General features: G+C 69.5%; 21 protein-coding genes and 2 tRNA genes. 15 read left to right on the top strand and 8 right to left on the bottom strand.

The features are described from left to right. Positions 1-11: 11 nt before the first annotated feature. Both CRP27_RS10070 and CRP27_RS10065 read left to right on the top strand, forming a co-directional pair. The gene (locus CRP27_RS10070; RefSeq protein WP_097180549.1) at positions 12-674 is read left to right on the top strand and encodes a response regulator transcription factor; all 663 of its coding nucleotides are present in this window, start codon (positions 12-14) and stop codon (positions 672-674) included. Between the two features lie 10 nt (positions 675-684). Next, positions 685-1,560: a DMT family transporter gene (locus CRP27_RS10065; protein ID WP_097180548.1), complete on the top strand. Its 876-nt coding sequence runs from the start codon at positions 685-687 to the stop codon at positions 1,558-1,560. 35 nt (positions 1,561-1,595) lie between these two features. On the opposite strand, the gene CRP27_RS18235 is transcribed toward CRP27_RS10065, so the two are convergent. From CRP27_RS18235 to CRP27_RS10055, 3 genes are all read right to left on the bottom strand, one after another. Beyond that, positions 1,596-1,748: a hypothetical protein gene (locus CRP27_RS18235; protein ID WP_156794738.1), complete on the bottom strand. Its 153-nt coding sequence runs from the start codon at positions 1,746-1,748 to the stop codon at positions 1,596-1,598. 101 nt (positions 1,749-1,849) lie between these two features. Then, complete coding sequence (locus CRP27_RS10060) at positions 1,850-2,173, bottom strand: hypothetical protein (RefSeq protein WP_097180547.1); 324 nt, start codon at positions 2,171-2,173, stop codon at positions 1,850-1,852. Between the two features lie 251 nt (positions 2,174-2,424). Then, positions 2,425-3,456, bottom strand: a complete 1,032-nt coding sequence (locus tag CRP27_RS10055) for a LacI family DNA-binding transcriptional regulator (protein WP_097180546.1) — start codon at positions 3,454-3,456, stop codon at positions 2,425-2,427. A gap of 155 nt (positions 3,457-3,611) precedes the next feature. Between CRP27_RS10055 and CRP27_RS10050 the strand changes: the two genes are divergently transcribed. From CRP27_RS10050 to CRP27_RS10020, 7 genes are all read left to right on the top strand, one after another. Further along, positions 3,612-4,910 carry a sugar ABC transporter substrate-binding protein gene (locus CRP27_RS10050; protein WP_097180545.1) on the top strand — a complete coding sequence of 433 codons (1,299 nt, stop codon included), beginning with the start codon at positions 3,612-3,614 and terminating at the stop codon, positions 4,908-4,910. Next, complete coding sequence (locus tag CRP27_RS10045) at positions 4,910-5,788, top strand: carbohydrate ABC transporter permease (protein ID WP_097180544.1); 879 nt, start codon at positions 4,910-4,912, stop codon at positions 5,786-5,788. The genes CRP27_RS10050 and CRP27_RS10045 overlap by 1 nt, the downstream gene beginning before the upstream one ends. Further along, positions 5,785-6,750 (top strand): carbohydrate ABC transporter permease, encoded by a 966-nt coding sequence (locus CRP27_RS10040; RefSeq protein ID WP_217990724.1) that lies wholly within the window; start codon positions 5,785-5,787, stop codon positions 6,748-6,750. The genes CRP27_RS10045 and CRP27_RS10040 overlap by 4 nt, the downstream gene beginning before the upstream one ends. Continuing rightward, positions 6,750-8,102, top strand: a complete 1,353-nt coding sequence (locus tag CRP27_RS10035; protein ID WP_097180542.1) for a cellulase family glycosylhydrolase — start codon at positions 6,750-6,752, stop codon at positions 8,100-8,102. Before CRP27_RS10040 ends, CRP27_RS10035 begins: the two co-directional genes overlap by 1 nt. Positions 8,103-8,162: 60 nt before the next feature. Continuing rightward, positions 8,163-11,162, top strand: coding sequence for a glycoside hydrolase family 38 C-terminal domain-containing protein (locus CRP27_RS10030; protein ID WP_097180541.1), 3,000 nt, complete (start codon positions 8,163-8,165; stop codon positions 11,160-11,162). Positions 11,163-11,190: 28 nt separating this feature from the next. Continuing rightward, positions 11,191-12,108, top strand: a complete 918-nt coding sequence (locus tag CRP27_RS10025; RefSeq protein ID WP_097180540.1) for an endo-beta-N-acetylglucosaminidase H — start codon at positions 11,191-11,193, stop codon at positions 12,106-12,108. Positions 12,109-12,351: 243 nt separating this feature from the next. Next, a complete protein-coding gene (locus CRP27_RS10020; RefSeq protein ID WP_097180539.1) occupies positions 12,352-12,642 on the top strand; it encodes a DUF1905 domain-containing protein in 291 nt (96 codons plus the stop codon). Here the strand turns inward: CRP27_RS10020 and CRP27_RS10015 are convergent, their stop codons facing one another. Both CRP27_RS10015 and CRP27_RS10010 read right to left on the bottom strand, forming a co-directional pair. Then, the gene (locus CRP27_RS10015) at positions 12,643-13,101 is read right to left on the bottom strand and encodes a hypothetical protein (RefSeq protein ID WP_097180538.1); all 459 of its coding nucleotides are present in this window, start codon (positions 13,099-13,101) and stop codon (positions 12,643-12,645) included. It lies immediately after the preceding gene. Positions 13,102-13,793: 692 nt separating this feature from the next. Beyond that, positions 13,794-13,864: transfer RNA gene (locus CRP27_RS10010), tRNA-Gly, on the bottom strand. Between the two features lie 53 nt (positions 13,865-13,917). On the opposite strand from CRP27_RS10010, the gene CRP27_RS10005 reads away from it, so the two are divergent. The 5 genes from CRP27_RS10005 (at position 13,918) to CRP27_RS09985 (ending at position 17,208) form a co-directional block, all read left to right on the top strand. Beyond that, the gene (locus tag CRP27_RS10005) at positions 13,918-14,253 is read left to right on the top strand and encodes a hypothetical protein (RefSeq protein WP_141399735.1); all 336 of its coding nucleotides are present in this window, start codon (positions 13,918-13,920) and stop codon (positions 14,251-14,253) included. A 57-nt stretch (positions 14,254-14,310) separates the two neighbouring features. Beyond that, positions 14,311-14,387 (top strand) — tRNA-Pro (locus CRP27_RS10000). Between the two features lie 36 nt (positions 14,388-14,423). Further along, positions 14,424-15,731 (top strand): trigger factor, encoded by a 1,308-nt coding sequence (gene tig, locus CRP27_RS09995; RefSeq protein ID WP_097180536.1) that lies wholly within the window; start codon positions 14,424-14,426, stop codon positions 15,729-15,731. 158 nt (positions 15,732-15,889) lie between these two features. Next, a complete protein-coding gene (locus tag CRP27_RS09990; RefSeq protein WP_079238571.1) occupies positions 15,890-16,519 on the top strand; it encodes an ATP-dependent Clp protease proteolytic subunit in 630 nt (209 codons plus the stop codon). Between the two features lie 29 nt (positions 16,520-16,548). Then, a complete protein-coding gene (locus CRP27_RS09985; protein WP_097180535.1) occupies positions 16,549-17,208 on the top strand; it encodes an ATP-dependent Clp protease proteolytic subunit in 660 nt (219 codons plus the stop codon). Between the two features lie 75 nt (positions 17,209-17,283). Here the strand turns inward: CRP27_RS09985 and CRP27_RS09980 are convergent, their stop codons facing one another. Together CRP27_RS09980 and CRP27_RS09975 are read right to left on the bottom strand one after the other, a co-directional pair. After that, entirely contained in the window at positions 17,284-17,949 is a 666-nt protein-coding gene (locus CRP27_RS09980; protein WP_097180534.1) for a copper resistance protein CopC, read from the bottom strand. Continuing rightward, positions 17,946-18,680, bottom strand: a complete 735-nt coding sequence (locus CRP27_RS09975; RefSeq protein WP_097180533.1) for a YcnI family protein — start codon at positions 18,678-18,680, stop codon at positions 17,946-17,948. Before CRP27_RS09975 ends, CRP27_RS09980 begins: the two co-directional genes overlap by 4 nt. Positions 18,681-18,873: 193 nt before the next feature. Between CRP27_RS09975 and clpX the strand changes: the two genes are divergently transcribed. Further along, positions 18,874-20,154 carry an ATP-dependent Clp protease ATP-binding subunit ClpX gene (gene clpX / locus CRP27_RS09970; RefSeq protein ID WP_097180532.1) on the top strand — a complete coding sequence of 427 codons (1,281 nt, stop codon included), beginning with the start codon at positions 18,874-18,876 and terminating at the stop codon, positions 20,152-20,154. Between the two features lie 262 nt (positions 20,155-20,416). Here clpX and CRP27_RS09965 read toward each other — a convergent pair whose 3' ends face one another. Beyond that, entirely contained in the window at positions 20,417-22,444 is a 2,028-nt protein-coding gene (locus CRP27_RS09965) for a M3 family metallopeptidase (RefSeq protein ID WP_097180531.1), read from the bottom strand. Positions 22,445-22,456 lie beyond the last annotated feature (12 nt).

Raw genomic sequence — 22,456 nt, 5'->3', positions numbered from 1 at the left:
GGCTGGTCGGCATGAGCGACGGCCCGGATGCAGCACGCATCCGGGCCGTCGTCGTCGACGACGCCGTGCTGCTCCGCGAAGGGCTCGCCCGCGTGCTCGACGAGGCCGGCATCGACGTCGTCGGGCAGTACTCCGATGCCGACTCGTTCCTCGCGACGCTGCCCGAGCACGCCCCCGACGTCGTCGTGATGGACGTCCGGATGCCCCCGACCTTCACCGACGAAGGCGTCCGCGCCGCCGTCGAGACCCGCCGCCTGGCTCCCCGCACCGGTGTGCTCCTGCTGTCCCAGTACGTCGAGGCCACCTACGCCGAGGACGTCCTGGCGTCCGGCGCGACGGGTATCGGCTACCTGCTGAAGGACCGCGTCACCCGGCTCGAGGAGATCGACGACGCCGTCCGCCGCATCGCCGCCGGTGGTACCGTGCTCGACCCCGAGGTCGTCACCCAGCTCATGAGCCGTCGCCGCAACCCGCTCGAGGCGCTCACGCCGCGGGAGCGCGAGGTCCTCGGACTCATGGCCGAGGGCCGCACGAACGCCGCGATCGCCCGCGCACTCGTCATCGGCACCGGCGCCGTCGAGAAGCACGTCTCCAGCATCTTCGGCAAGCTCGCGCTCGAGGACACCGGCGAGGACCACCGCCGCGTCCTCGCCGTGCTCGCCTACCTCGGGTGACGGCGCACCGGTGAACCGGGTCCCGGCACCACTCCTCGCCCTCGCCGCGATGGTCTCCGTACAGGTGGGGGCCGCGATCGCGAAGACGAGGTTCGACGACGTCGGCTCGGTCGGCGCCGCCACGCTCCGGCTCGTCATCGGTGCGGTCGTCCTCGCCCTCGTGGTGCGCCCGCGCGTGCGGCACTGGACCCGGGCGCAGTGGCTCGGGGCGATCGGCCTCGGGCTGGCCCTCGGCGGCATGAACGTCTTCATCTACATCGCGTTCGCGAGCATCCCGATCGGGGTCGCCGTCACCATCGAGTTCCTCGGCCCCCTCGCGCTCTCCCTCGTGCACACCCGACGCTGGCGTGACGTCCTCTGGGCGGTCCTCGCCCTCGCCGGGGTCGTGCTCCTCGGCGTCGGTCCGGCAGCGGTCACCGTGGTCGGGGGCGTCGTCTTCGCCGTGCTCGCCGCGGTGTGCTGGGCGGGCTACATCGTGATGAACCGACACGTCGGCGCCGCGATCCCCGGCGTCGACGGCCTGGCGGTGTCGATGCTCGTGGCGATGGTCGTGTCGCTGCCGTTCGGGCTCCGGTCCGCCGTCGACGGGGTCGTCCGCGAGCCGTGGCTCCTCGTCGTGTTCGGCGCGGTCGCCGTGCTGTCGAGCGTGCTGCCCTACGCCCTCGAGATGCTCGCCCTCCGGCGCATGCCGACCCGGGTGTTCGGGGTGCTGCAGAGTCTCGGTCCGGCGATCGCGGCCCTCGCGGGCCTGCTGATCCTGCACGAGGGACTCGCGCCGCTCGAGATCGTCGCACTCGCGTGCGTCACCGCGGCGAGCGTGGGCGTGACGCTGTCCGCCCGTCGCGAGCGGGGCAGTCGAAAAGGAGGCACGGATCCCGTTCCGTGAATCCGGAACGTGATCCGTGCCTCCAGTAAGACCGCCTATTCGTCGCGGAGGAAGTCCGCGTACGTGGGCTCCGTGTGTTCACCCGTCAGCAACGCCGGATCGTTGACCCGTCGTTCGACGTAGGCCGCGATGACCTCGGGTGGGGTGAGCACGTGGGCGACCCAGGACGGCACCTCGCTCTTCTTCATGGTGCCTCCTCCCCGTCCCAGCACTCGGATCGAATGCCTCGATCGTTGAGTTACTTGCTGTACCGGTGTTCCGTAAACGATCCTCGTGATGCCCGACGAAGTCAATGCGGTGCGTTCTCCGGACTGCGCCTGTCGACGTCGGCGCGGAGGGTGCGGTGCTTCACGGCCGACCGCCACACCCACGCGTTCGCCTGTTGGCCGAACTGCGCCCACTCGACCATGACGGCGTCGCGGGTCCAGCTCTTCGCGAAGGCCTTCACCCGGACGTGGAAGGTGGGGAACTGGATCCACGCCCACACCGGCACGGGCGTGACGGCGTGGCAGACGTCGGGGCCGCGGGCGTCCTCCGACAGGGAGTAGGCGCGCGGGCGTTCGACCTCCGGGTGTTCCGGGGGCTGCCACCGGTTCTCGCGACGCCGTCCCACGACGGTATTCGAACGTGTGTTCGAATCGGCGTCAAGTCGGCCGCGCGGTTGGTGCGCCCACGCGACCGACGATCGGCGTGTCGCCGCGGGTCGCGCGTCGGTGCCGCGGGTGGTGCGGGCGGTGCGGGCGCCGCGGGTGGTGGGGCAGTGTGCGAGGTTCCGCGCTCGGTGCGAGGCCCGCGGCGTCCCACGGTGCACGGAACCTCGCACCGTGTGGGCGGCCCCGCGCACCGTGCGAGGGGCGCACCGCGTCAGGGGGCGGCGCGCCCCGTCGAATCGCGGACGCTGAGCGTCAGGGACGGCCCCGGGCGTGACGACAGCGGGGTCCCGGCGTCGATCTGCTCGCGGAGCAGCGTGGCGGCGCGCTGTCCGAGCTCGACCGTGTCGCGGGTCAACGAGGTGATCGACGGGCGCACGAGTCGGACCATCGCCGAGTCGTCGAACGAGACGATCGAGACGTCACCCGGGACGGCGACGCCCATCTCGCTCGCCACGCCGAGTCCGGCGACCGCGAGCACGTCGTTGTCGTACACGATCGCGGTGGGACGGACGCTCCGCGAGAGCAGGGTCCGGGTCGCGTTCGCGCCGGCCTCGGCGGAGTAGTCGGTCGGGATCGATCCGGAGCCCTCGTGTCCCTCGGTCACGGTGAACGCCCGGACGCGCTCGATCCGCATGGCCGTGTGCTCGAACTCCGGTCGTCCGGCCACGTGGGCGATCCGCCGGTGGCCGAGTGCGTGCAGGTACCGCAGGACGGTGTCCGTCGCGTCCGAGTCGTCGATCCAGACGCTCGGCGCCGCGCCCTCGGCCGACGGGTGCGACCCGACGACCACGGTCGGCATGCCGAGTTCGGCGAGGAGCGCGAGCCGCTCGTCGTCGCGCCGCGGGTCGATCACGATCACGCCGTCGACCCGGTGCCCGCGCCACCAGTCCCGGTAGGTGTCGAGCTCCTCGGCGGCGTCACGCGCCACGAGGAGGTTCATGCCGACGTGGGTGCCGGCGAGCCCGAGCTGGATGCCGGAGATGAGGTCACCGAAGAACGACTCGGTGCCGAGTGTCCGGGCCGGCCGGTTGAGCACGAAGCCGATCGACCCGGCCTTCGCCCCGCCCAGCGCGCGTGCGGCGGTGTGCGGCTGCCAGTCGAGTTCGCGGGCGACCGCACGCACCCGGGCGCGGGTCTCGTCGGAGACCCCGGGGCGGTCGTTGAGCGCGAACGAGACCGCGCTGATGGACACGCCGGCTCGCGCGGCGATGTCGGCGATCGTCGTGCGACGGTTCTTGGCCACGGGCTTGACTATAGCGCTTTAGTTCGCAAACATCACTGCATTCGGCCGGTTCCGTGCAGGGAACTGAACCGGTTCAGCATGAACGCAGCGCGACGAAAGCAGCTGTCGCAGCGCGACGAAGCAGCAGTCGCAGCACGACGAAGGAGTCACGAGCGATGAAGAACACCACACGCAGGACGACGGGACGCGCCGTGGCGCTCCTCGCAGGAGCGGCCGTCACGGCCCTCGCACTGACGGCGTGCTCGGGCGGCGGCAACGCCTCGGGCAGCGACGGCGGCGACGGGAAGGTCGAGGGGTCGATCACCCTGCAGACGTGGGCGCTGACCCCGACCTACACGGACTACCTCAACGGCGTGATCAAGGACTTCGAGGCGAAGTACCCGGACGCCAAGGTGAAGCTCGTCGACCAGCCCGGTGACGGGTACGCCGACAAGGTCCTCAGCCAGGCGTCCTCGAACTCCCTGCCCGACGTGATCAACCTGCCGCCGGACATCGCCCTGCCCCTCGCCAAGCGCGGCTTCCTGCAGGACGTCGCGAAGGACGACCCGAAGCTCTCGAGCACCTACGTCAAGGGCGCGCTGGCGGCCTACGACTACAAGGGCGTCGACGGCACGTTCGGGTACCCCTGGTACCTCAACACCGACGTCGACTACTGGAACAAGTCGATGTTCGAGCAGTGCGGTCTCGATCCGGCGAACCCGCCGAAGACGACCGACGAGCTGTTCGCGCAGGCCGAGACCATGCACCAGAAGTGCCCGGACGACTACCTGATGAGCCGCAAGCCCGGCCTGTCGGACTTCTCGCTCGCCGGCGTCAAGATCATCAACGACCAGGGCACGAAGTTCACGTTCGCGAACTCCTCGAAGGCCGCCGACCTCATCGCGAAGTACGCGAAGGCCTACAAGGAGGGCCTCATGCCGTCCTCCGTGCTGAACACCGACTACCTCGGCAACTCGACCCTGTTCACGCAGGGCAAGGTCGCCTGGACCACCGGTGGTGCCACGGCGATCAGCGACTTCCAGAAGAACAACCCGTCGCTCAAGGGCAACATCGTCGTCTCGCCGGCGCTGGACAACCCGCCGCTGTACGTGCAGGGCCTCAGCGTCAGCGCGAAGAGCAAGCACGTCGCCACCGCCGAGGCGCTCGCTGCCTTCATGACGAACGCGAAGAACCAGGAAGCCTTCGCGCACCTGGTGAACATCTTCCCGTCGACCACCTCGTCGCAGTCCGACCCGTACTTCTCGAAGGACGACGGCACCGTCGAGGCGAAGGCCCGCGTGCTCGCCAACGACGCCCTGAAGACCGCGAAGAACCTCAACCCGGTCGAGGCGAACTCGGCGATGACGGACTTCCTCGACCAGCAGATCGCGCTGGCGATGAAGGGCGGCACCACGCCCGAGAAGGCGCTGCAGACGGCGCAGACCAAGATGAACAGCCTGCTGGCCAACAGCTGATGCGCGCCAACCGCTGGTTCACGCCCTGGCTGCTCGTCCTGCCGGCACTCGTCTGGCTCCTCGCGTTCAGCCTCTGGCCGTCGATCAACACCGTCCGGCTGTCGTTCACGAACGCCAGCCCCCTCGGGGGCGTGAGCCAGTGGGTGGGCCTGCAGAACTTCGAGACACTGCTCGCCGATCCGCAGGTGTGGGAAGCGCTCCTCAACAGCGTCATCTACATGGCGGTCTGCCTGCCGCTCCTGACGGTCCTGCCGCTCCTCATGGCGGTGCTCGTCGAGCGGAAGCTCCCCGGTATCGCGTTCTTCCGGACCGCGTACTACACGCCGGTGATCGCGAGCGCCGTGGTCGTCGGGCTCATCTGGAACTGGATCCTCGACGACCGCGGGGTCATCAACGAGATGGCGCAGCACCTCGGGATCGTCCAGAGCTCGATCCCGTTCCTCACCGACCGGTGGCTGCTCGTGTTCAGCGCGATCAGCCTGACGGTCTGGAAGGGCCTCGGGTACTACATGATCATCTTCCTGGCGGCCCTCGGGAACGTCGGGAAGGACCTGCACGAAGCCGCGGCGCTCGACGGCGCCGGCGCGGTCCGCCGGTTCTGGTCGGTCACCATGCCGGGGGTCCGGGGGACGATGACGCTCGTCGGGATCCTGGTCTGCGTCAGCGCGCTCCGGGTGTTCAGCGAGCTCTACATCCTCACCAACGGCACGGGTGGACCGGGCGGGCAGGACAACTCGCTCGTCATGCTCATCCAGCAGTACGCCCGCGGCTTCACCGGCAACCTCGGCTACGCGTCCGCCCTGAGCCTCCTGCTCTTCGTCGTGACGCTCATCCCGATGCTCGCCCTCGCCCGGATGAACAGCAAGGCGGACAAGTGACCAACACGACCACCACCAGCGAACCCGCCCTGGGCGGGGCGTGCGGTGCAGCCAGCCCCACGCCGGACGTGACCGGCGGGACGGACGGGGGGCGCGCCTCCAGGCAGAACGGACGCAAGCGCCGCGCGTCCTGGGGCGTCATGTCCACCCGCGAGAAGGTCCTCCGCTACGTCCTGCTCATCGTGGTGCTGTTCATCACGATCGGTCCGTTCCTCTGGCAGCTGTCCACCTCGCTCAAGGGCACGGGGGAGGACATCTACACCGCGAACCCGTCGTTCATCCCGACCCAGCCGACGTTCGGCAACTACCTGCGGGTCGGCGAGGCGATCCCGGTCTTCGGCTACATCGGCAACTCGCTCGTCGTCGCCGCGATCGACGTCCTCGGGAACATCGTGTTCGCGACCCTCGCGGGCTTCGCGCTCGCCCGGCTGCAGTGGCGGTTCCGCAAGTTCGTGCTCGGGCTGTTCCTCGCGACCCTGGTGCTGCCGGGGGAGGCGACGATCATCAGCCAGTTCGTCACCATCAAGGACATCGGTCTCGCCGACTCCCTCGTCGGCGTCGCGCTGCCCGGCATGATCGCGGCGCTCAACGTCCTGCTGATGTTCAACGCGTTCCGGCAGATCCCGGAGGAGATCGACCAGGCCGCCGTGATGGACGGCGCGAACGCGATGCAGCGACTCCGGTACATCTCGCTGCCCGCCGTGCAGGGGACCATCGCCGTGATCGCGATCTTCTCGTTCATCGGCGCGTGGGACGACTTCCTCTGGCCGCTCATCGTGCTGCAGTCCCCGGACAAGCTGACGCTGACGGTCGGGCTGCAGTACCTGCAGGGCACGTTCGCGACGGACCAGCGGATGATCGCCGCCGGCACGATGATCGCGTTCATCCCGATCGCCGTGATCTTCGCGATCCTGCAGCGCTTCTTCTTCAAGGGCGTCGAAGAGGGCGGGGTGAAGGGCTGATGCGCTTCGGCGTCAACCACACCCCGTCGGTCGGCTGGTTCCACTCGTGGCTCGACTTCTCGCCGTCGGACACGGCGCGGGACATGGAGCAGATCGCCTCGCTCGGCGCCGACCACGTGCGGATCTTCCCGCTGTGGCCGGTGGTGCAGCCGAACCGCACCCTCATCCGGCAACCGGCGCTGCGCGACGTCGCGACGGTCGTCGACATCGCGGGGTCCTTCGGGCTCGACGTCAACGTCGACGCGCTGCAGGGGCACCTGTCGAGCTTCGACTTCGTGCCGTCGTGGCTGGAGAGCTGGCACCGTCGGAACATGTTCACCGACCCGGACGTCGTCGCGTCGACCGCGGCGTACGTCGAGGCGCTCGCGGCGGCCGTCGCGGACAAGCCGAACCTGCTCGGGATCACCGTCGGCAACGAGGTCAACCAGTTCGCGCACGCGCCGCACCCGGCACCGCACGACACCACGGCGGAGCAGGGACACGCGTGGGCGGCGGCGATGGTCGCGGCGGCGCGGCGCGGTCTGGAGGCGCGGCGCGCGTCCGCCCCGTCGCCTGCGTCGGGCACCGGGTCGCGTCCAGGGCCCCTGGTCACCGTCGCGCAGTACGACGCGGCCTGGTACGACGACGCGCAGCCCTTCGGCCCGGAGCACGCGGCGGACCACGGCGACGCGACGGTCACGCACTCGTGGGTGTTCAACGGCTCGGCGGCGCTGCACGGCGCACTCGGTCCCGGATCGGTCCGGCACGGCGAGTACCTCCTCCAGCTCGCCGCCGCGTGGAACCGTGACCCCGAGCGGCCGAACTGGCTCCAGGAGGTCGGGGCCCCGACGAACGTGGTCGACCCCGCCGACGCCGCCTCGTTCACCGAGCAGACGATCCGCCACGTGCTCGACGCGCAGCACGTGCTCGGCGTCACCTGGTGGTGCTCGCACGACGTCTCCCGGTCCCTCGCGGACTTCCCGGAGCTCGAGTACGACCTCGGCCTGTTCACGAACGACGGCCGGCTCAAGCCCGCGGGGGAGGCCTTCGCCGCACTCGCCCGCTCAGCCGGCGACGGCACCACCACCTCGGTGACCCCGCCGTCGACCGCCCTCGTCCTCGACGACGTCGGCCCGGACCACGCTCCCCGGCACGGAGTCCGAGCCGACAGTGCACCCGGCGGCCGGTTCGCCGCCGCCTGGCTCGCGCTCGCCGAGGGTGCCCCGGACGGCCGCGGGCCGCAGGTCGTCCTGCGCTCCCGCCTCGGCGACGACACCCTGCTCGCCGCACGGGGCATCACCCGGTGCGTCGAGGTCCCCGACGACGCCCCCACAGCACTGCTGTCGGTCGCCCACCCGGCGACGATGGCCTGACCGCACCACCCGCCCGTCCCGCCGGCACCGACGCCGGCCCTCCCCTCCAGGAAGGTCCCCATGCACGACGACATCCCCCTCACCACCGGCCGGGCGCGACGCGTCCTCGACGAACGGATCCTGCCGGCCGTGCACGCGACGGCGACGGCGCTCGACACCGCCTGGCACGAGCTGCCGGGTGAGCCGATCGCGCCCGCCGAAGGCCTGGCTCTCGAGTTCACGCCGTACGAGGTGGGCACGACGTGGGGTGCTGCGTGGGGCACGACCTGGTTCCGCCTGTCCGGGACCGTCCCGACCGAGTGGGCCGGTCGTCGGGTGGAGGCCGTGATCGACCTCGGGTTCGACAAGAACATGCCCGGGTTCCAGTGCGAGGGACTCGTGTACCTCGTCGACGGCACCCCGGTGAAGTCGATCAACCCCCGGAACCAGTGGGTCCTCGTCGCCGAGGAAGCGGTCGGTGGCGAGCCCGTCGAGCTCTTCGTCGAGGCGGCGTCGAACCCCGTCCTGCTCGACTACCACCCCTTCCTCGTCACGCACGAGGGTGACATCCAGACCTCGTCGTCGAAGCGGCTCTACACGTCGCGCCGGATGGACCTGGCGGTGTTCGAGTCCGAGGTGCACGAGCTCGCCCTCGACATCGACGTCCTGCTCGAACTCCAGGCCGAGCTCCCGGAGGGCCCGCGTCGGATGCGGATCCTGCAGGCGCTCGACGACGCACTCGACCGGCTCGACCTGCAGCACATCGCGTCGACCGCCGGAGATGCCCGAGCGGCGCTCGCCGACGTGCTCGCCGCGCCAGCCGAGGCCTCGGCGCACACGATCTCCGCCGTCGGGCACGCCCACATCGACTCCGCCTGGCTCTGGCCGGTCCGTGAGACGATCCGGAAGGTCGCCCGCACCACATCCACGATGACCGAGCTCATCGACCAGACCGACGACTTCGTGTACGGCATGTCGAGCGCGCAGCAGTACGCGTGGATCAAGGAGCACCGGCCCGAGGTCTACGCCCGGGTTCGTGCCGCGGTCGAGGCCGGCCGGTTCTTGCCGATCGGCGGCATGTGGGTCGAGTCCGACACCGTGATGCCGACGGGTGAGAGCATCGTCCGCCAGTTCTCGCAGGGGCAGCGGTTCTTCGAGCGGGAGTTCGGCATCCGGCCGAAGGGCGTCTGGCTCCCGGACAGCTTCGGGTACTCGCCGGCGCTGCCGCAGCTCATGCGCCGTGCGGGCTTCGAGTGGTTCTTCACGCAGAAGATCTCGTGGAACCAGGTGAACAAGTTCCCGCACCACACGTTCCTCTGGGAGGGCATCGACGGTTCGCGGGTGTTCTCGCACTTCCCGTCGATGGACACGTACAACTCGCGGCTGTCGGGCAGCGAGGTCGCGAAGGCCTCCCGGCAGTTCCGCGAGAACCGGCTCGCGACCGGGTCGATCGCACCCGTCGGTTGGGGTGACGGCGGTGGCGGCACCACCCGCGAGATGACCGGTACGGCGAAGCGTCTGGCCGACCTCGAGGGCAGCGCCAGGGTCCGCTGGGAGCACCCCGACGCGTTCTTCGACCGGGCAAAGGCCGAGCTGCCGGACCCGCCGGTGTGGGTCGGCGAGCTGTACCTCGAACTGCACCGTGCGACCCTGACGTCGCAGCACGGGACGAAGCAGGGCAACCGCCGGTGCGAGCAGCTGCTCCTCGAGGCCGAGCTCTGGGCCGCGACCGCCGCTGCACGGACTGACTTCGCCTACCCGTACGACGAGCTCGACGCCCTCTGGCAGCAGGTCCTGCTGCAGCAGTTCCACGACATCCTGCCCGGCACCTCGATCGCCTGGGTGCACCGCGAAGCGGTCGCGAAGTACGCCGAGACGGCCGCTGCGCTCACTGCGATCATCGAGTCGGCGCTGTCGGCACTGGCCGGCCCCGGCGACGCGACGGTCGTCGTGAACCCGGCCCCGTTCCTCCAGGCCGGTGCACCCGCGCAGGGCGCGGTCGTCGCGACCGACGTGCCGGAGCCGACCTCCGTGACGCTCGCCGAGGAGGACGGCGGGTACGTGCTGGCGAACGACCTCGTCCGGGTCGTCGTCGACGGTCGTGGACTCGTGACGAGCGCCGTCGACCTGGCCACCGGGCGCGAGGCGATCGCCACCGGGCAGGCTGCCAACCTGCTCCAGCTGCACCAGGACTTCCCGAACATGTGGGACGCGTGGGACGTCGACCGGTACTACCGGAACCGGGTCGAGGACCTCGTGTCGGTCACGGCGCTGCACGGTTCGGTGGACGCGGACGGCGTCGCGCGTGTCGTCGTGGAGCGGACCTTCGGGGAGTCGACCGTGCGGCAGGAGATCACGCTCGCGCCGGACTCCCGCACCCTCGAGTTCGACCAGACGACCGACTGGCACGAGACCGAGAAGTTCCTCAAGGTCGCGTTCCCGCTCGACGTCCGCGCCGAGCACACCGTCGCCGAGACGCAGTTCGGCGCGCAGAAGCGGGTCACGCACACGAACACCTCGTGGGAGGCCGCGAAGTTCGAGACCTCGATGCACCGCTACGTGCTCGTGTCCGAGCCCGGGTTCGGCGTGGCCCTGGTGAACGACTCCATCCACGGGTTCGACACCACCCGCGACGCCGTCGACGGACACGTCACCACGACCGTGCGGCTCTCGTTGCTCCGGGCGCCGCGGTTCCCCGACCCCGAGACCGACCAGGGCGTGCAGACGCACCGGTACGGCATCGTGATCGGCACCGACCAGCTCGGGGCGACGGCGGCCGGTGTGGTCATGAACGCCGGGCCGCGCACCGTGACGGGTGCGCACGGGTTCGACCCGCTCGTGCAGGTGTCCGGCGACGTCGTGCTGTCGAGCGTCAAGCTCGCCGACGACCGGTCGGGCGACCTCGTCGTGCGGGTCTACGAGCCGAGCGGGCGCCGGGGGACCGGTCGGATCTCGGTGGAGGGGCCGTTCGGTCCTGCTGCCGAGGTCACGTTGCTCGAGGAGCCGCTGTCCGACACGGATCCGTCCTCGTTCCCCGTCGATGCGTACGAGGTGCGCACCTTCCGCTTCCCACACAACTGATCGACCAACCCATTCAAGGAGGAATGAGATGAAGAAGTCCATGAAGTTCGGGATCGTGGCGGCCATCGCCGCGATGGTGGCGGCACCGCTCGTGCCGTCCGCAGCGACCGCAGCGCCCAGCGCTGCGGCCGCTCCTGCGGCCACTGCGGCGACGAAGTCCGGTCCGACGAGCATCGCGTACGTCGAGGTCAACAACGACCAGCTCGCCAACGTCGGCCGCTACCAGCTGGCGAACGGCGCGAACGCGTTCGACGTGGCGATCATCTTCGCCGCCAACATCAACTGGAACGGGTCGAAGGCCGTCCTCTACAACAACGACAAGGTGCAGGCGACGCTCGACGCCGCAGCCACGCAGATCAAGCCCCTGCAGGCGAAGGGGATCAAGGTGTCGCTGTCGATCCTCGGCAACCACCAGGGCGCCGGCATCGCCAACTTCCCGACCCAGGCGGCGGCGCAGGACTTCGCGTCGCAGGTCACCGCGACCGTCACGAAGTACGGGCTCGACGGCGTGGACCTCGACGACGAGTACGCCGACTACGGCACGAACGGCACCCCGCAGCCGAACCAGCAGTCGATCGGCTGGCTCATCACGGCGCTGCGGGCCCAGATGCCCTCGAAGCTGCTGTCGTTCTACAACATCGGGCCGGCGGCGTCCTCGCTGTCGTCGTCGAGCTCGACGATCGGCTCGAAGCTGAACTACGCGTGGAACCCGTACTACGGCTCGTACTCGGCGCCGTCGATCCCGGGCCTCGGGAAGAGCGCGCTGTCCCCGGCCGCGGTCGACATCCAGAACACGGCGCAGTCCACCGCGGTGTCACTCGCTTCGCGGACGGTCGCTGACGGCTACGGCGTGTTCATGACGTACAACCTGCCGGGAGGCGACAAGTCCGCCTACGTGTCCGCCATGACGCAGAAGCTCTACGGGCAGGCCGCGACGTACCACTGACGTCGCGCCCGCAGCGGCGGCTCGCGCCCCGCGTCTCCTCGGCGTCGGCCTGGAGGCGCGGGGCGCGTCCGTCTCACTGCTCGCTCCTCGTGGTCGCTCGGCAGGGCATCAGTGTGCGAGGGCATCAGTGTGCGAGGTTCCGTGCATCGTGCGAGGGGCGCGGGGTCGCACACTGGGCGGGACCTCGCACAGTGTCGGTGGCCCCTCGCACCGTGCGAGGGGCACGGGTCGTACGATCGCGGCGTGGAACTCGAGTTCAGCGGCGAGGTCATCGAGTGGCGCGGGCCGGCGCCGTTCTTCTACGCGGTCGTGCCGCCGGACGCCGCCGAGGTCATCCACGAGCTCGCGCCGATGCTCACGTACGGCTGGGGAGTGATCCCGGCGCGGGTGACGATCGGCCGGGTGACGTGGACGACCTCGCTCTTCCCGAAGGATGGGGGATACCTCGTGCCGTTGCGGGCAGCGGAGCGCAAGCGTGCCGGGGTCGAGCTCGGTGACGCGCCGAACCTGACGCTCACGCTCGGCGCGCGCTGACTAGCGGATCTCGGCAGCAACGGCGATCGTGCTGGCGGCGCGCTCTGCGTTCCCGGAAGTGGCGAGGAACACCTGTCCGTTCTCCCGTCTGATCCGCACGGCGCGCTGACCGTCCGCCGCAAGGAGCAGGCCTCTCCGGCGGCTGGACCCCTTGATGCCCCACCCGCCGAAGTCCTCCAACGGGCGCACGTCGACGATGGTCACGGAGGCGATCTCGACGATCCTGATGCGGACGACCCAGAACGGCACGGCGAGGAGCCAGACCGAGTTGCGTGTCGCGAGGATGCCGACCGCCGGTACGACGAGCGTCAGGAGCAGCACCCCGGCGCCGATACCGAGCATCCACCAGCCACTCGCCTTCGGGAACTCGGCGATGGAGAACACGCACACCAGTGCGGGGCCGCCGCAGAGGATGAGGCGGAGGCCGATGGTGAACCGTTGCCAGGAGAGGACGCTCATTGCTCTGTCCGATCGCTTCGCGGTACGCGCAGGTATAGCGCCAGGAGCGCCGCCATGGCCAGGTAGAAGGACCAGAGCCCGAACATCACACCGATGCACAGGTGGAACGCGAGCATGATCGCGAGCGCCAGACGGCGGACGCCCGGGCGGACGAACAGGAGTGCTGCGGCGAAGAGCTCGAGAGCCGGGCTCCGCTGTGGGCTCGGCAGCAGCGTTCGACGGGGTGCAAGCCGATTACGCCTCCGACGAGTCGAACCACGGCCACGGAATCGGTCGCTGAGTGCCTCATCGCAGTCCTTTCATGATTACGTCGAGACTGGCATGCATGTGTAAAACACACAACTTCACTCCGTATCGAGGTAGCTGAGCTCAACCGCGGCCCCGCGCCGGGACGGGCTCCTGTCCCGCTGCGTATCCATCTGATCGCCCACGGTGAGAAGCTCGAAGCGGACACCGACTGTGCGTGGTAGGTGGTGCATCGGTGCCCAGGGCGGTGGCTGGCGGGTTGGTCTGACCAACGCTCGAACTGAGTGTCCTCCGGGCGGTCTCTCATGGAGGATCTCGTGCGCGTTCCGACACGGCCGTCTGGCTCGATCCCAGGGCGGGGCCAACGAGGGGCCCGCTGGTCGAAGCGGCTTGCGGTGGCAGGGATGACGGGAATCGAGCGTCGGCGCAGTGCCAGGTTGCAGGAGAGGGGATGACGGGAATCGAACCCGCGTGGCCAGTTTGGAAGACTGGGGCTCTACCATTGAGCTACATCCCCGCGCTGCGCACCTGTCGCAGCCCGACCATCGTAGCGGACGAACGAGCACCGACATGCCAGGCCGTGTGATCCCGAAGCCGGACGCCACGGCCGAGCGCACGATCCGTTGGTCGCGGGTGGCCTCGTACGTGCTGGTGGTCCTCGCCGCCGTCGTGTTCTCGCTGCGCCCCGAGCTGTTCGGGGATCCCCAAGGTCAGCCCGCGCACGCCCTCCTGCACGTCTGGCGGATCGTCGTCGGCGCACTCCTCGTGGTAGCTGCGCTCGGCGTCCAGGTGGTCGTCGGCGTCCGGTGGCGGACTGGCCTGCGACGACGCGCGCACGACGACGCCGGGGTCGGCTCCGCAGACGGCTCCGAACCTGCCGGGAACCGCGCGCCGGGGGACCGCTAGACTCATCGGCGTCCAGTGCGCGCTTCCGGCGTGCGCGGGCACCCTGGCTCAGTCAAACGGGGCGTAGCTCAGCTTGGTAGAGCGCCCGCTTTGGGAGCGGGAGGTCGCAGGTTCAAATCCTGTCGCCCCGACCAGGACCACACGAACGTCAACCAACAGGAGAACATCCCTTGGCCACCAGCACCGTCGACAAGGTGAGCGACACCCGCGTCAAGCTCACCGTGAACGTGACGCCGGAAGATCTCAAGCCGAGCATCGACCACGCGTACAAGCACATCGCCGAGCAGATCAACATCCCCGGCTTCCGCAAGGGCAAGGTCCCGCCGGCGATCGTCGACCAGCGTGTCGGCCGCGGCGAGGTCCTGAACCACGCCGTCGGCGACGCGATCGACAACTTCTACCGCCAGGCGGTGGAGGAGCAGGAGCTGCGCATCCTCGGCCGTGCCGAGGCGGACGTCTCCGAGCTCCCGAACGTCAAGGACTTCACGGGCGACCTCGTCCTCACCTTCGAGGTGGACGTCCGTCCCGAGTTCGACCTGCCGGAGTACGACAAGTACGTGCTCACCGTCGACGCCGTCGAGGTCTCGGACGACGAGATCGAAGAGGAGCTGCAGAATCTGCGCACCCGCTTCGGCACGCTCGTGACGGTCGACCGTCCGGCGACCACGGGTGACTTCGCGCAGATCGACCTCACCGCCACCATCGGCGACGACGAGGTCGACTCGGCCACCGGCGTCTCCTACGAGATCGGTTCGGGCGACCTGCTCGAGGGCATCGACGAGGCGCTCGAGTCCCTCACGGCCGGCGAGTCCACCACCTTCGAGTCGAAGCTCGTCGGCGGCGACCGCGAGGGTGAGATCGCCCAGATCGCCGTGACCGTCACCGCCGTCAAGGAGCGCGAGCTCCCCGAGGCCGACGACGAGTTCGCGCAGATCGCCAGCCAGTTCGACACGATCGACGAGCTCAAGGCGGACCTCAAGGAGCAGATCGCGAAGTCCAAGACCTTCGGTCAGGGCGCCGCGGCTCGCGACAAGCTCGTCGAGAAGCTCATCGAGGACGTCAACATCCCGATCTCGGAGAAGCTCATCGAGGACGAGGTGCACCGTCACCTCGAGCAGGAGAACCGTCTGGAGGACGACGAGCACCGCAAGGAGGTCTCCGAGTCCAGCGAGAAGGCCTTCCGTTCGCAGATCCTCCTCGACTCGATCGCCGAGAAGGAAGAGATCCAGGTCTCGCAGGAGGAGCTCACCCAGTACCTCATCCAGGCTGCTGCGCAGTACGGCATGGAGCCGGGCGAGTTCATCAAGGTGATCGACCAGAACGGGCAGATCCCCGGCATGGTCGGCGAGGTGGCCCGTTCCAAGGCCGTCGCGACCGTCCTCTCCAAGGTGACCGTCAAGGACTCCAACGGTGACGACGTCGACCTCTCCGCCTTCACGGCGGGCGTCGCGCAGACCCCCGCGGAGGACGCGGAGTAGTCCGCGACCACCTCTCTGACTGGAGGCGCGGTGCCAGCTGGCACCGCGCCTCCAGTCCGTTTGTGGGTCACCCGCATTGCCGACAGCGAACACACGCGAAGTGGTGCGTTGCAACCGATAAGTTCGACAACAAGCGACAACTGAACGGGAGCTTTTCCATGGCCGAAGCAACACTGAACCCCAGTGTTTTTGACCGCCTTCTGAGAGACCGGATCGTGTGGCTCGGCTCCGAGGTCCGCGACGACAACTCGAACGAGATCGCAGCCAAGCTGCTGCTGCTCGCCGCCGAGGACCCTGAGAAGGACATCTACCTCTACATCAACTCGCCCGGTGGCTCGATCACCGCCGGCATGGCGATCTACGACACGATGCAGTTCGTGCCGAACGACATCGTCACGGTGGGCATCGGCCTCGCCGCCTCGATGGGGCAGTTCCTGCTCTCGTCCGGCACCCCGGGCAAGCGCTACATCACGCCGAACGCGCGCGTGCTCCTGCACCAGCCGTCCGGTGGCTTCGGTGGTACGGCTGCCGACATCCAGACGCAGGCCAAGGTCATCCTCGACATGAAGCAGCGGATGGCCGAGCTCACGGCGGAGCAGACCGGCAAGTCGATCGAGCAGATCCTCAAGGACAACGACCGCGACAACTGGTTCACGGCGCAGGAAGCCCTCGAGTACGGCTTCGTCGACCACCTCCGCGCGTCGAGCGCCGAGGTCATCGGCGGCGGTGGCACCGTCGCCGACGGCGAGACCCCCACCGCAGCGGCCGAGCCCGACGCCCAGTCCTGACCCGACCCACCGAAGAAAAGGAAACGAGAATGCATCTCCCCATGCTCGGTGGCGCGCAGAACGTCCCGGCCCCCACTGATCGGTACATCCTGCCGAGCTTCGAAGAGCGCACGGCCTACGGCTACAAGCGGCAGGACCCGTACGCGAAGCTGTTCGAGGACCGCATCGTGTTCCTCGGCGTCCAGGTTGACGACGCCTCGGCGGACGACGTCATGGCGCAGCTCCTCGTGCTCGAGTCGATGGACCCGGACCGCGACATCGTGATGTACATCAACTCGCCCGGTGGCTCGTTCACCGCGATGACGGCGATCTACGACACGATGCAGTACATCCGTCCGCAGATCCAGACGGTCTGCCTCGGACAGGCCGCCTCGGCCGCGTCGGTGCTGCTCGCTGCCGGTACCCCCGGCAAGCGTCTGGCGCTGCCGAACGCCCGGGTGCTCATCCACCAGCCCGCGACCCAGCAGGGTGGCGGTCAGGCGTCCGACATCGAGATCCAGGCGGCGGAGATCCTCCGGATGCGCACCTGGCTCGAGGAGACCCTGTCGAAGCACTCGAACCGCACGCCGGAGCAGGTCAACAACGACATCGAGCGCGACAAGATCATGTCCGCCGAGGAAGCCCTCGAGTACGGCCTGATCGACCAGGTCCTCACGAGCCGCAAGAACCTGCCGGCGCTCGTCAAGTAAGACCGACGACCCGCACGACGAAGGCCCCGCACCGATCGGTGCGGGGCCTTCGTCGTGTGCGGTGTTGCCGGTGCGTCAGTCCTCGTCGGTGTCGTCCGCCGCGGGGGCGGGACGACGGCGGAGGAGCAGCAAGACGGCGACGACCACGCCGACCAGGACGACGCCGCCGGCTCCGATCCAGAGCGCGTCGGACGCGGCTGAGTCGTCGTTCCCCGAGGCGGTGCCCGTGGTGTCGGCGCCGGCGCTCGCGTCACTGCCCGCGGTGGCGCACACCGGGGGCTTCGTCGCACCCGTCGCGGGCGTGAACCCGGCGGGGGCGTCCCAGGTGAACGCGTACTCGTCGGACACGGTGTGGCCGTCCGCGGAGACGATCTGCCACTCGACGGTGTACTTGCCCGAGTCGCCGAGGGCGGCCTTCGTGGTCATCGACGGACCGTCGACGTCGAGGCAGCCGTCCTCGTAGTACTTCCCGTCCGGCCCGACGATCCGGTACGCGAACCCGGCGTCCGAGCCGCCGATGTCGAGGAGCTTGTCGTTCGTGGTGATCTCGAAGGCGTCGGGCAGCGACGTCAGCGTGCCGTCCACCTTCGGCGTCGAGGCGACCATGTAGTTGTGCGCACTGGCCGGGCCGGCGAGTCCGAGGACGGAACCGCCCGCGATGGCGACGGCCGCGGCGGTCCCGGCCACGAGCCTCCAGGCCCGCGACCGGCCACGCGCACGACGCTCGACGCGCTGGGTCACTTGGAGGCGCTCCGGCGGCGCGTGTTCGCGACGGCGACGACCAGGGCGACCGCGCCGAGCACCAGGCCGCCGAGGCCGAGGAAGCGGCCGACGAGGTCGGGGTCGGCGGGCGTGGTCGACGCCGGGGCCGCGGCCTCGGTCGCTTCGGCGCCGTGGGAGCCGTGACCGTCCTCGTCGCCCGCGGTCTCGGCCGCGGTGAGGGTGATCGAGGGGGCCGGGTGCTCGGGCTCGGCTTCGCCGGCCTTCTGCTCCTGGTTCCACTCGACCGACCCCTTCTCGCAGGTCTGCACCGCCGGGAACTCGACGAGGTCGCCCGCCTTGCCGTCCGGCAGCGAGAACGAGAGCGAGAAGGTGTCGCGCTCGTCGGCGGGGAGCGGGGTCTTCGCGGTGTACACGACGCTCGTCACACGCTCGCCGGCGTCCTCGGCGGACTCGTCGTCGGCGGCGGCCGAGGCGCTCGTGTAGGGCTCGGTCGTCTTCGTGATGGTCCAGTTCGGGTTCACCGTCGGCGTGACCTCGATGATGGACTCCGGCACCTCGAACGCGATCCGCGTGGTCGGGGAGCCGTCGCACCCGTGCGGCAGGGAGAACGTCGCGGTCGTGTACGAGTTCGCCGCGGTCGACGTGGCGGTGGCCGACACGTGCGCGCTGGCGACACCCGCGGTGCCGAGGACGATGAGAGCGGTGACGCCGAGGGTCGCGGTGCCGACGACGGCGAGACGCTTGGGCATGGGGTTCCTTCCGGAGCTGCAGTTCTACAAGTTGTAGAGAAGTCGTGGACACGGTAGCAGGATCGAACGCCCTGGGCGAACGCGCCGGGTGAAACCGGCTCGGCGTCGCAGCCGGTGTCACCGGTTGCGATTAGGCTCGTCCACAGTCGGGCAGGTCATCGGCCTGCATCGGTCAACCAGGGAGGGCACCGACATGGCACGCATCGGAGAGAGCGCTGACCTGCTCAAGTGCTCCTTCTGTGGCAAGAGCCAGAAGCAGGTCCAGCAGCTCATCGCCGGTCCCGGCGTGTACATCTGCGACGAGTGCGTCGAGCTGTGCAACGAGATCATCGAGGAACGACTGGCCGAGGCCGGCGAGGACACCGCCAGCGGCGAGTTCGAGCTCCCGAAGCCGCGCGAGATCTTCGACTTCCTGCAGGAGTACGTCATCGGGCAGGACCCGGCGAAGCGCTCCCTGGCCGTCGCCGTCTACAACCACTACAAGCGGATCCGGGCGCAGGGGCAGATCACCGCTGCCGAGGACCGCGACGACGTCGAGATCGCGAAGTCGAACATCCTGCTGATCGGCCCGACCGGCTGCGGCAAGACGTACCTCGCGCAGACGCTCGCGAAGCGCCTCAACGTGCCGTTCGCCGTCGCGGACGCCACCGCCCTGACCGAGGCCGGCTACGTGGGCGAGGACGTCGAGAACATCCTCCTCAAGCTCATCCAGGCGGCCGACTACGACGTGAAGCGTGCCGAGACCGGCATCATCTACATCGACGAGGTCGACAAGATCGCCCGCAAGGCCGAGAACCCCTCGATCACGCGCGACGTCTCGGGTGAAGGCGTGCAGCAGGCGCTCCTCAAGATCCTCGAGGGCACGGTCGCCTCGGTTCCGCCGCAGGGCGGTCGGAAGCACCCGCACCAGGAGTTCATCCAGATCGACACGACGAACGTGCTGTTCATCGTGGCAGGGGCGTTCGCGGGGCTCGAGGACATCGTGTCCTCGCGCGTCGGCAAGCGGGGGATCGGCTTCGGTGCGCCGCTGCACAGTGCCACCGACCACCAGGACCTCTACGCCGAGGTCCTGCCGGAGGACCTGCACAAGTTCGGCCTCATCCCGGAGTTCATCGGTCGTCTGCCCGTCGTGACCACGGTGTCGCAGCTCGACCAGTCCGCGCTCATGCAGATCCTCACCGAGCCGAAGAACGCGCTCGTGAAGCAGTACCAGCGGATGTTCCAGATCGACGGCGTCGACCTGGAGTTCGACCGTGGTGCGCTCGAGGCGATCGCCGACCTCGCGGTGCTCCGGCAGACCGGTGCCCGCGGGCTCCGGGCCATCCTCGAAGAGGTCCTCGGCCCGGTGATGTTCGACGTCCCCTCCGACGAGGACGTCGCCCGCGTCGTCATCACCCGCGAGTCGGTGCTCGAGAACGCGGCGCCGACGATCGTGCCGCGTCCGCGGGCGAAGCGGGTCGAGAAGTCCGCCTAGGCCACCCACGCGAAGGGCCCGCACCGTCTGTCGGTGCGGGCCCTTCTTCGTGCGGGCGGTCGGCGCGCCCACGGTTCGACGCCTGGTTCTTCCCATGACGGCTGCGATGGAAGGTGGGATCGGGCGTACCTGGTCGGAACTTCCGACCAGGTACGCCCGATTCGACCAGGTACGCCCGATTCGACCGGGTACGCCCGATTCGACCAGGTACGCCCGGGAGCGTCCGGGAGCGCCCGGTACGCCTGGAAGCGTCCGGTCGCGCCTACTCCAGCCCGCGGCGGCGCAGCAGCGGCCCCACCTCGGCGTCACGCCCGCGGAAGTCGCGGTAGGCCTCGAGCGGGTCCTTCGCCCCGCCGACGCCGAGCAACTTCTCCGCGAAGCGCGCCCCGGCTTCCCGCGACAACCCGCCGTTCGACCGGAACCACTCGACCGTGTCGGCGTCGAGCACCTCGGACCAGATGTACCCGTAGTACCCGGCGTCGTACCCACCGGAGAACGTGTGCGCGAAGTACGTCGACGAGTAGCGCGGCGGGACGGCCTCGACGGCGATGCCGGCGTCCTGCAGCGCCTGACGCTCGAACGCCTCGACGTCCGTGACCGCCGCAGCCGAAGCGGCCGACAGCCGGTGCCACGCCTGGTCGAGCAGCGCGGCGGCGAGGTACTCGGTGGTCGCGAAGCCCTCGTTGAACCCGGCCGAGTCGCTCAGTCCGAGCACGAGCTCCGGGGGCAGCGGCTCGCCGGTCTCGTGGTGCTTCGCGTAGTTCGCCAGCACGGACGGCCACGACACCCACATCTCGTTCACCTGGCTCGGGAACTCGACGAAGTCGCGCTCGACGTTCGTGCCGGAGAACCGCGGGTACGTCGTCCGGGCGATGAGGCCGTGCAGCGCGTGCCCGAACTCGTGGAAGAGCGTCTCGACCTCGTCCTGGATGAGGAGCGTCGGCGAGCCCGCCGCGGGCTTCGCCACGTTGAGGTTGTTCACGACGACAGGCAGCGTGCCGAGCAACGCGGACTGCTCGACGACGGGGTTCATCCACGCGCCGCCGCGCTTGCCGTCCCGCGTGTACAGGTCGAGCAGGTAGAGGCCGACCTCCTCGCCGGAAGCCCCGTGCACCTCGAAGACCCGGACCTCGTCGTTGTAGCCGTGCAGGTCCGGGCGCTCGGTGAAGGTCAGGCCGTAGAGCTCGCCGGCGGCGTGGAAGACGCCGTCCCGCAGGACTCGATCGGCCTCGAAGTACGGGCGGAGTGCCGAGCTGTCCGCGGCGAACTGTTCGCCGCGCAGGATCTCGGTGGCGTACGCCCAGTCCCAGGCCTCGACGTCGAAGCCGACGGTGCGGGAGCGGACGGCCCGCTCGTCGTCCGCGTTCGCCGCCGCTGCCGTCACGAGCGAGGACAGGAGCCCCTCGACGGCCTCGGGGGTCTTCGCGGTCTCGTCGGCGGTGACCACGGCGGCGTGGTTCGGGAAGCCGAGGAGTTCCGCACGCTCGGCGCGGAGCCGCACGATGCGGAGCAGGACCTGGCGGTTGTCGTGCTCGTTGCCGCGGCGGCCGCGGGACTGCGAGGCGCGCATGATCCGCTCGCGCAGGCCACGGTTCGCCAGCGACGACAGCCACGGGTGCCCGGTGTAGAGGGGCAGCGTGATGAGCCACCCCTCGAGGCCACGGTCGGCGGCGGCCCCGGCTGCGGCGGACTTCGCGCCGTCGTCGAGCCCCTCGAGCTCGGTCTCGTCGGTCACGTGCACCGCGAGGTCGTTCGTGTCCTCGAGCAGGTTCCGCTCGAAGGTCGTCGTCAGGGTCGAGAGCTCCTGGTTGATCGCCGTCAGGCGCTCCTTGCCGGCGTCGTCGAGCCCGGCACCGGCCAGGGTCATCTCGGTGAGCGTCCGCTCGACCAGGCGGCGGTCCTCGTCGGTGAGGTCGGTCCGGTCGCCGAGCGCGTCGTGCACCGCGCGAACCCGGGCGTACAGCCGGCTGTCGAGGGTGATCGCGTCGCGGTGGGCGGCGAGGAGCGGGGAGACCTCGGCCTCGAGGTCGTGCAGCTCCGACGTGGAGTCCGCCGACGACAGCGTGAAGAACACGTGGCTGACACGGGCGAGCAGCTGCCCGGTGCGCTCGAGCGCCACGAGGGTGTTCTCGAAGGTCGGGGTCTGGGTCGAGGCGGCGATCGCCTCGACCTCGGCGCGCTGCTCGGCGAGCCCCGCGTCGAAGGCGGGGCGGTAGTGCTCGAGCCGCACGTCGCGGAACGGGGGGAGGGCGTAGGGGAGGGTGCTCGGTTCGTCGAACGGGGTTGCCATGGCAACCACCCT

It is taken from the genome of Curtobacterium sp. 314Chir4.1, assembly GCF_900215175.1.
In the GTDB taxonomy this organism is placed as follows: domain Bacteria; phylum Actinomycetota; class Actinomycetes; order Actinomycetales; family Microbacteriaceae; genus Curtobacterium; species Curtobacterium pusillum_A.
The sequence above is the reverse complement of the archived record's forward strand: the minus strand, read 5'-3'. Positions and strand labels throughout refer to the sequence as shown.

Bases quoted from the DNA above. Each gene is read 5' to 3' on its own strand.
- CRP27_RS10070 (WP_097180549.1), top strand. From the start codon at position 12: ATGAGCGACGGCCCGGATGCAGCACGCATCCGGGCCGTCGTCGTCGAC.
- CRP27_RS18235 (WP_156794738.1), bottom strand. From the start codon at position 1,748: ATGAAGAAGAGCGAGGTGCCGTCCTGGGTCGCCCACGTGCTCACCCCA.
- CRP27_RS10050 (WP_097180545.1), top strand. From the start codon at position 3,612: ATGAAGAACACCACACGCAGGACGACGGGACGCGCCGTGGCGCTCCTC.
- CRP27_RS10045 (WP_097180544.1), top strand. From the start codon at position 4,910: ATGCGCGCCAACCGCTGGTTCACGCCCTGGCTGCTCGTCCTGCCGGCA.
- CRP27_RS10035 (WP_097180542.1), top strand. From the start codon at position 6,750: ATGCGCTTCGGCGTCAACCACACCCCGTCGGTCGGCTGGTTCCACTCG.
- CRP27_RS10030 (WP_097180541.1), top strand. From the start codon at position 8,163: ATGCACGACGACATCCCCCTCACCACCGGCCGGGCGCGACGCGTCCTC.
- CRP27_RS10025 (WP_097180540.1), top strand. From the start codon at position 11,191: ATGAAGAAGTCCATGAAGTTCGGGATCGTGGCGGCCATCGCCGCGATG.
- CRP27_RS10015 (WP_097180538.1), bottom strand. From the start codon at position 13,101: ATGAGCGTCCTCTCCTGGCAACGGTTCACCATCGGCCTCCGCCTCATC.
- CRP27_RS10005 (WP_141399735.1), top strand. From the start codon at position 13,918: ATGCCAGGCCGTGTGATCCCGAAGCCGGACGCCACGGCCGAGCGCACG.
- CRP27_RS09990 (WP_079238571.1), top strand. From the start codon at position 15,890: ATGGCCGAAGCAACACTGAACCCCAGTGTTTTTGACCGCCTTCTGAGA.
- CRP27_RS09985 (WP_097180535.1), top strand. From the start codon at position 16,549: ATGCATCTCCCCATGCTCGGTGGCGCGCAGAACGTCCCGGCCCCCACT.
- CRP27_RS09975 (WP_097180533.1), bottom strand. From the start codon at position 18,680: ATGCCCAAGCGTCTCGCCGTCGTCGGCACCGCGACCCTCGGCGTCACC.
- clpX (WP_097180532.1), top strand. From the start codon at position 18,874: ATGGCACGCATCGGAGAGAGCGCTGACCTGCTCAAGTGCTCCTTCTGT.
- CRP27_RS09965 (WP_097180531.1), bottom strand. From the start codon at position 22,444: ATGGCAACCCCGTTCGACGAACCGAGCACCCTCCCCTACGCCCTCCCC.